Below are 7,818 nucleotides of genomic sequence, written 5' to 3' on the forward strand. Positions count from 1 at the left end.
CCTCATAGGGCCTCGTGCGTTACGAACGTCTCGCTAGGCGGCGTCTCGTACCGTGCCCGTGGACTCCGGGCCCTCTATCGACTCTCCGGCGGGGTCATAGGTCCAGAGGCGTAGGTGCAGGGACTCCGGATTCTCGGTCAGTTGGTCGGTGACGGTGGGTATGGAGACGTCGATGCTCAGGCTGCCCGCGGGCACTTCGCCCAGGAGCACCGCGCCGTCCGGCAGGGCGGACAGTGGTTGCTCCGGGTCCGGTGAGGCTCCGAAGTTCTCGTCCAGCCAGGTCGCGGGGACGTCCTTGGTGGACAGTTCGGGGCCGTCGGAGACGGGGAGGAACTGCAGGTCCGTCCACGTGGCGACGTCGGCGACGGCGGAGAGGCTGATGCGCCAGACCAGTGGCCGGCCCTCGGTGACCTGGTCGGCGACCGGGGTCATGGTCACCGTGGGCTGGGGGTCGTCGTTTTCCGCGGTGACGCCGCCCAGGTAGGCGCCGATCACCGCACCCCGTACGGTCTTGACGGCCACCCGGTGTGCCGTGTCGGAGCTGTAGCGGGTGTTGCCCTCGACCGTCACCGGTATGTCGACGTGCGTGCCGGCCCGGACCTTCACCGTGCGCGCGACGGGGAAGGCGCTGCCCGGCTCGTCCACGAACAGCCGGACCTCGCCGCTGCCCGACCCTGTCACCCGTACCGGCACCTGGTAGGTGCGCGAGCCGGAGTCGCCCTCCTTGACGGTCAGGTGGCCGACGTCCACGCGCGCCAGCTTCGCGGGCTCGACGGCGGGGGTGCCGGGGCGCCAGCCGTAGGCGTCCACCAGCCATGCCGTCCCGGACCCGGTACGAGGGGTCAGCCGCAGGGTTTTCACCTGGCCGAGGTCGATGCGCTCGGCGGTCTCGGCGGAGAGGGGTACGCGGACCTCGCGCGCCCAGTAGGAGGACGTACGGGAGGTGCCCGGCAGTCCGTCGACGCGGACCCGGCCGAGGTTCGCCCGCTTGCCGGAGGTGTCGCTGACGGCGACGTCCAGCTCGGTGCCGGTGGTGTTCGGCGGGACGATCACGCGCAGGCTAAGCGACTTCGCGCCGGACAGGGAGACCGGGCGGGCGGGGCTGAGTGAGGCGGCGGTGCCCGAGCGGCTCCAGTTCATGGCCAGCGCGTACCGGTCCGGCTCCTTGCCGGGTGCCACCCTGCGCCACTGGGCGAAGTGCGGGGAAGCGGTCATGAGCGCGGGGTCCAGGCAGGAGACCTTCGGGTCCGGGTCCACCTGGGCGCACAGCCGGCCGCCGCTGACCTTGGCGGAGGCGGCGGGCAGGAACGCACCCGAGCGGGCGGCGCCTACGGCGTGGGTGAGGACACGGGCGGGTCCGGCGGAGACGGCGCGCGCGGCGGAACCGTCGAGCAGCGGGCGGACCCGGTCGTCACCGGCGACGAACAGCCGGGCCGCGGCGGCTATGTACGTCGAGCCCGCCTTCTGCTGCTGCGGGGCGGTGAGCCGGCCGGCGGTGCCCGGCGAGCAGACGGGGTCGTGCTCGTCGCCGCCGTACGAGAAGTCGTCCGAGGCCGGTGCGGCGGCCTGGCCGGGGGTCCACTCGGTGTTGAAGTAGTTGTGGTTGGCGCCCGTCATGTAGACCGCGCTGTGCAGGGCCTTGCCGCGGCTGACCTCTCGGGTGCCGTCGACGTAGTACTCGCCCTGGAGGTCGATGACGTCTCCGTCGCAGCCCGGCAGGATCGTCACGGACGGCACGTCGGGTGCGGGGTTCTGGCCGAAGATCGTGGGGCCTATGAGGACGGTTCCGCGTATCTTCCAGCGGGTCGGGCCGTGGTAGCCGTCCTGGTCGGCGGGTGGTGGGTTGAGGCTGTCCAGCGCTGCCCTGTCGACGCCCTCACCGCCACGGGAGTGGCCCACCAGCAGCACCCGGCCGAGGTCGGCGCGGGGTGCCCGGCGTACGACCTCGGGGGCCTTGGACGGGTCGGCGGCCCAGTCCGCCCAGTGGGCCAGGTGCAGCCGTACCAGCGAGGAGCGGGCCTGGGCGCCGGCGTCGTCGGCCTGCCAGTCCTGGGCGTTGACGGAGTTGGCCGAGATCGAGACCGTCACATAGCCCTGGGAGGCGAGGAGTTGCTGGTCGTGCAGGTAGCCGCGGTAGCTCGGCACCGGCTCGTAGTCGGCCGGACACGGCCATTCGAGGGTCGAGTCGTCACCCTTGAAGCAGGTGGCGTGGCGCCCGTGGAGGAACAGGGCCAGGGGGCGGCTGCCTGTGGCGCCCACCGGCGCGACCACCACCGCCTTCATCTCCATATCGGTGTCGTAGCCGGGCAGTTGGACCGACGGCAGGGAGTACTCGCCGCTGGTCGTACGGAACGAGCCGGCCACACCGGGGTCGACCTTGTTCACGGTCGTCACCTGGGGCAGGCGCGACGCACTCGATGAGCTGTCGGCCCTACGGCGCTCACGGCCCGCGGCGTTCACTCCGGCCGCGTCCAGACGGCGCCCCGCGGCCTCGACCCGCAGATCGTCCGTCCTGCCGAGGCGGACCCCGTCGAGCGGAAGCCGGAAGGTGCGCCCGTCGGCGGCCGGTCTGGGAGTGCCCAACAGCCGTTCCCCGCTGCGGAACTCGACCTGGGCATCACCCACCGGCACCTTCTCGGGCGAGCGCCACACGAGCTCCGCCGAATCCCCGGAACCGGTGGTCAGCCAGCCCTCGGGAAGTCCCGGAGACACGGGCGCGGTCGGCCGCCCGGGCTCCGGATCCGGCGAGGCCTGCGCCGCTCCCGGCGACGCAAGCGCCAGCGCGAGGGCCGCCGTCACAGCGGCCGTCACGCGCGAGACACGGATCACTTCTGCTCCTCCTCATGGTCAGCGTCCCGGGAACCCCACGGGTCCCGGGCTCCCCCGACGCACCAAATGCAGCACATTCGAACACCCTGTCACCTCTTCGCACGGCATTCGCACAACTTCCGCCCCCTCCGTACAACAAGACACGTGCAACCAGGGGCAGTTGGGTTGCCGGTGAGTCAACTCCCGCGCGCGTGCGGGTCGTGCACCTGCAGGTGACGGTGGACGTCGGCCCGGTGGCGTACGAACGCCAGGGACGGACGCGGACCTACCCTGTGAACCGGCCGTGCGTGGACCTGGTCGCCGACCGGCTGGGCCTGATCCGCCCCGCCCGCCTCCTCGTGACGTCCTCCGCGACCTACGCGACCTACGCGCCTGTGCGTCCTACGACTTGGGAGCAGCCATGACCGACGACAACCCAGTCCTGTTCCGCCTCAACGTCGAGGTGGCGAACCTCGACGAGGCGGTCACCTTCTACTCGACCCTGCTCGGGACGACCGGCCGCAGACAAGCGGGCGCACGGTGCTACTTCACGTGCGGTGCGGTCACTCTCCAGGTGCTGGACGTCTCCGGTCATGACACCGTCCACCGGCTGCCGAAATCCCTCTACTTCACCGTCCGGAGCCTCGGCGACGTGTTCGACCGCGCTCGCGGGCTGGGGTGCCTGTCGACCGACGACGTGCACGGTGCGTCGGCGGGCGAGATCGCCGTACGGCCATGGGGCGAGCGGTCGTTCTACGTCGACGACCCGTGGGGGAACTCGCTCTGTTTCGTCGACGCGGGGACGGTTTACGAAGGGTGACCACGAGGGGGACTACGAGGGGAGAACTACGAGGGTGACCCTATCTGCGGGTCGTGGTGCCGGGCGTGAGGTCCGGGCCGTCGGCGCGCAGGGGCGCGTGAGCGGGCTTCGGTGACTTCGACGGCTTCGGGGGGTCGGCGACCGCTGACCCCTTCTTGTGATGGCGGGGCACGGCGTCCTGGGGGAACGTCAGCTGCTGGCTCATCCACGCCAGGGCGGGGGGCATCTCCTGCACCCAGGTCGGGAAGTTGTGGCTGCCGTGCTCGGGCAGGATCGACACGACGCGCATGGGTGCCCTGACCGCCCGGATGAAGGCCTGCGTCTGCGGATAGCCGCGTTCACCGTGCTTGCTCTCGGCCACCAGTACGGAGACCTGGGGCACCGGCAGGTGCTTCAGCCTCCACATCAGGTCGTGGCCGTTGCTCCGCTCGGTCCGGTCCGGGCCGTTGCCGAAGAGGTTGCCGGTCGTCGGATCGTCCTTGACCTGGTAGTCCGGCGACAGGGCGGCGGCCGTCGTGTACACGTGCGGATCGCGCATCGTCAGCTGAAGGGCACAGCTGCCGCCGGAGGAATAACCCATGACACCCCAGGCACTGGCGGCATGGCCGACCCGGTAGGCGGACTTCAGGGCGTCCGGCAGATCCCTGGCCAGGAAGGTCTCGGTCTGCGGGCCGCCCGGTACGTTCACGCACTCGGTGTCGCGCGGCGGGGCGATCGTCGGCCGGATCATCACCATGATCGTCGGCTGCATCCGACCGCTCTTCTGCAGCTCACCGGCGATCTGGGGCACCCGGAGGTGCTGCGCGAGGTTGAAGATGCTGCCCGGGTAGCCGCTGAGTGCCACGATCACCGGGAAGCGCTGGCGTTGGTACGCCTTCTGGAAGTACTGCGGCGGCAGGTACACGAACGCCGGGTCGACCACGCCGGTACGGCGGCCGATGATCTTCACGGACTCCACCCGCCCGTTCACCGCGGCGGGGCCGGTGGGCAGTCCGCCGACCTGGCTCAGCTGCTCGTCGGTGGCCGGCTGCACCAGCGCCCCCTTCAGGGCGACGTCGCTCGCCGTGCCGACTCCGCCGGTGACGCCGCCGTCCCCCGCCTGCGTCACCCCGACGGGGGCGGTCTCGACACGGCCGAAGAGTTCGCCCCACGATCCGAAGAACTGGTACGACGAGTTCAGCCAGCACGCGAACGCCGCGATGATCACCACCTGGGTCGTCCCGATGGCCACCAGTCGTCCGAGCACCTGCCACAGTCCCTGCCGGGCGAACCGTGGCCACGACCAGACCATCAGTGCCACGCCCACGACGGCGAGGGCCGCCATCACATACACAGTCGTCTCGCTGGTCAGACCCATACCGGTTGATACCCGATTTCCCTACCCGTGCGGTTTCCTTCATACAGAAGGAGGGCTATTGCACCCTTCGCGTTCCCCAATCAGCGCAAATAGGGTGCCGGAGGGGGCCCATTCGGGTCACGACACGGGGAAGCCGGACGGCCGCGCCGGGAACAGCCGGTCCGGTCGGCGCGGTTGCACCGACGAGGGACCAGCGCCGTACGGGCCCATCTGGATCGATACGTATTTCCGCAGGAGGACTGTTTCCATGACTGACCGGCCCTTGACGCTCATGGCAGTACACGCCCACCCCGACGACGAGGCCACGGGAACCGGAGGGGTCCTGGCGCAGTATGCGGCGGAGGGCATACGCACGGTTCTCGTGACCTGTACCGACGGCGGTTGCGGTGACGGACCCGGGGGTGTCAAGCCGGGCGATCCCGGGCACGATCCGGCGGCGGTCGCCCTGTTGCGCCGCCAGGAACTCGAGGCGAGTTGCGAGGTCCTGAAGGTCAGCGACCTGGAGATGCTCGACTACGCCGACTCCGGGATGATGGGCTGGCCGAGCAACGACGCCCCCACGTCCTTCTGGCAGACCCCCGTGGCGGAAGGCGCCGCCCGGCTCGCGGAACTCATGAAGCACTACCGGCCCGATGTGGTCGTCACCTATGACGAGAACGGCTTCTACGGCCACCCCGACCACATCCAGGCCCACCGCATCACGATGGCGGCGCTGGAGCTGACCGAGCTGACGCCGAAGGTGTACTGGACGACGATGCCCCGCTCGGCGGTGCAGCGGTTCGGCGAGACCATGCGCGAGTTCCAGGAGGACATGCCGGAGCCGGATCCCGCCGAGGCCGCCGCGCTCGCCGAGATCGGCCTCCCCGACGACGAGATCTCCACGTGGGTGGACACCACCGCGTTCAGCGGTCAGAAGTTCGACGCGCTGGCCGCGCACGCCAGCCAGGGCGAGAACATCTTCTTCCTCAGGATGGGCAAGGAGAGGTTCGGCGAGCTGATGGGCATGGAGACCTTCGTACGTGTCCAGGACGCCACCGGCGCGCCCGTACCCGAGAAGGATCTCTTCGCCGGACTGCGCTGACACGCGCGGCTGATACGCGCGGCTGATAGTTCTACCGGACCCCGCCCGGCCGCTCGGTCGGCCGGGCGGGCGGGCGGGGTCCGGTAATGCGATATCCAGAATTGGTTCAGCAGCCGGTGGCGTTGTAATTCCAGAACGCGTTCCTGGTCTGCGGTCCGGCTATCCCGTCGGGAGTTCCCGCGTTGTAGCCGACGGCGTTCAGGAACTTCTGCAGCGCCGTGATCGTGTTGGGCCCGACGGCCCCGTCGACGGTGCCGGCGTTGTAGCCCCAGGCGTTGAGCATCCGCTGGGCCGCCTTCCAGCTGTTGGTGCCCAGCTGACCGTCCTCGGCGCCGGCGTTGAAGCCCCAGGCGTTCAGGCAGCTCTGCCAGTTCCTGGCCCGGGCCGTGTCCAGGCCGAGGTTGTTCACCGCGAGGATGGCGGCATGCGGGCTGCTGACCGCGGGCTTGGTGGCCTGCTGGGGGGCCGCCACGCTCGCGGTCGCGCCCGCGAGACCGCCGGCGGCGATGCCGACGACCGCGCTCGTGGTGACGAGTGCCCTGACCAGAGAAATTCTCATCGCTTCCTCTTTCCGATCGACTGTGAAGCCTTTGACGCGACCACCGGCGCCAGGCGTCCGCGCCGAATCAGGGTGCCAAACTCGTGCGGCCAAATCCTGCGAAAATTCGATCCAATTTCTCGTATGACTTGGTTCAGGCCACATTTCGGGCTTGCTCCGCGCGAGATTCCATTCGGACTGCGATGAGATTCCGTCGAGATTCCGTCAGCGGGATTGTGAATTCCGGCCGATGACACGGTCCGGCTACCAGCGCAGTGGAAGGGCGGCGAGGTGGTTGTCGAGCTGGTCGGAGATGAGGCGGTGGTCGTGGAAGGAGGGATGCCAGTCGCATCCGAGGTAGTCCAGGCCGGCGCTGTCGTAGTACCAGTGGCTGATCCGGCGGTCGCCCCGGCGGTTGCGGCTCCGGACGATACGCAGGGCGGTCTCCGCGAACGCGGTGGTGTTGTAGAGGTGGGTGGCGCTGACCACGATGAACGTCCTGCTGCCGTACCGGGCACGCAGGGTGTCGAGGAAGCCGTGGTAGGCGGTCTCGTAGGCGGCGGTCAGCTCGTCCTGTGTGGTCCAGGGCTCGCCCGGGTTGAGCGGGGTCGAGAAGTCGTTGATGCCCAGGCCGACCACGACGACCTGCGGCTGCCAGCTGTCCGGTTTCCGCCAGACGTCGCCGTCGACGTTCAGCAGGGCGCGGTCGTAGTAGGTGCGGAAGTCCGTGCCGGGGCTGCTTCCGCCGTAGTTGCGGACCATGCCCCGGCCGGAGAAGGCGTTGATCTGGTAGTCGGCGTCCAGCCTCCGGGCGGTGAGGGCGCCGAAGGCGAGGTCGGCGTCGCTGTTGCGGTTGACTCCGCCGTTGCCCGAACAGTCGCGGACGGTGGAGGCGTTGCCGTAGCCCGCGGTGTAGGAGTCGCCGATGAACTCGATCTGTCTGCCGCGTGCCCGGGGCCGGGCGAGGACCGCGCCTCCGGGAGCGGCGACGAACCCGCCGAACCTGCCGACGGCCCAGGGGCTCTCGGTGCGCTTGACGAGCCGGACGCGGTGCTCCGTGTCGGCGAGGCCGTCGATCCAGGACGTGGTCCGGCCGGGAGTCACCAGGGTGGCCGCGGTCGTTCCGTCGATCTGTACGTCGTAGTCGTTGTCGGAGTCGTCGAGGACGATGCCGACGCCGGTACCGCGGAACCGGCCCTCGAAGTAGATGCCGG

The 7,818-nt window shown here is 69.8% G+C and carries 7 protein-coding genes; 3 read left to right on the top strand and 4 right to left on the bottom strand.

Features of this window, described 5'->3' with window-relative positions; all coding sequences use genetic code 11:
- Positions 1 to 33 precede the first annotated feature (33 nt).
- Complete coding sequence (locus STRTUCAR8_RS46390) at positions 34 to 2,829, bottom strand: alpha/beta hydrolase (RefSeq protein WP_006383469.1); 2,796 nt, start codon at positions 2,827 to 2,829, stop codon at positions 34 to 36.
- A 191-nt stretch (positions 2,830 to 3,020) separates the two neighbouring features.
- On the opposite strand from STRTUCAR8_RS46390, the gene STRTUCAR8_RS46395 reads away from it, so the two are divergent.
- Positions 3,021 to 3,233, top strand: coding sequence for a hypothetical protein (locus STRTUCAR8_RS46395; RefSeq protein ID WP_006383468.1), 213 nt, complete (start codon positions 3,021 to 3,023; stop codon positions 3,231 to 3,233).
- Positions 3,230 to 3,628 carry a VOC family protein gene (locus tag STRTUCAR8_RS46400; protein ID WP_006383474.1) on the top strand — a complete coding sequence of 133 codons (399 nt, stop codon included), beginning with the start codon at positions 3,230 to 3,232 and terminating at the stop codon, positions 3,626 to 3,628. Before STRTUCAR8_RS46395 ends, STRTUCAR8_RS46400 begins: the two co-directional genes overlap by 4 nt.
- 40 nt (positions 3,629 to 3,668) lie before the next feature.
- On the opposite strand, the gene STRTUCAR8_RS46405 is transcribed toward STRTUCAR8_RS46400, so the two are convergent.
- On the bottom strand, positions 3,669 to 4,985 hold the full coding sequence (locus STRTUCAR8_RS46405) for an alpha/beta hydrolase (RefSeq protein WP_006383471.1): 1,317 nt from the start codon (positions 4,983 to 4,985) through the stop codon (positions 3,669 to 3,671).
- A gap of 247 nt (positions 4,986 to 5,232) precedes the next feature.
- Between STRTUCAR8_RS46405 and STRTUCAR8_RS46410 the strand changes: the two genes are divergently transcribed.
- Entirely contained in the window at positions 5,233 to 6,066 is an 834-nt protein-coding gene (locus STRTUCAR8_RS46410; protein ID WP_006383473.1) for a PIG-L family deacetylase, read from the top strand.
- A 106-nt stretch (positions 6,067 to 6,172) separates the two neighbouring features.
- On the opposite strand, the gene STRTUCAR8_RS46415 is transcribed toward STRTUCAR8_RS46410, so the two are convergent.
- Positions 6,173 to 6,625 (bottom strand): peptidoglycan-binding domain-containing protein, encoded by a 453-nt coding sequence (locus STRTUCAR8_RS46415; protein WP_006383470.1) that lies wholly within the window; start codon positions 6,623 to 6,625, stop codon positions 6,173 to 6,175.
- A gap of 243 nt (positions 6,626 to 6,868) precedes the next feature.
- Positions 6,869 to 7,818, bottom strand: a 950-nt coding sequence (locus STRTUCAR8_RS46420) for an SGNH/GDSL hydrolase family protein (RefSeq protein WP_006383472.1), incomplete at its 5' end; no start/stop codon positions are given.

This window comes from Streptomyces turgidiscabies Car8 (assembly GCF_000331005.1).
GTDB lineage: Bacteria > Actinomycetota > Actinomycetes > Streptomycetales > Streptomycetaceae > Streptomyces > Streptomyces turgidiscabies.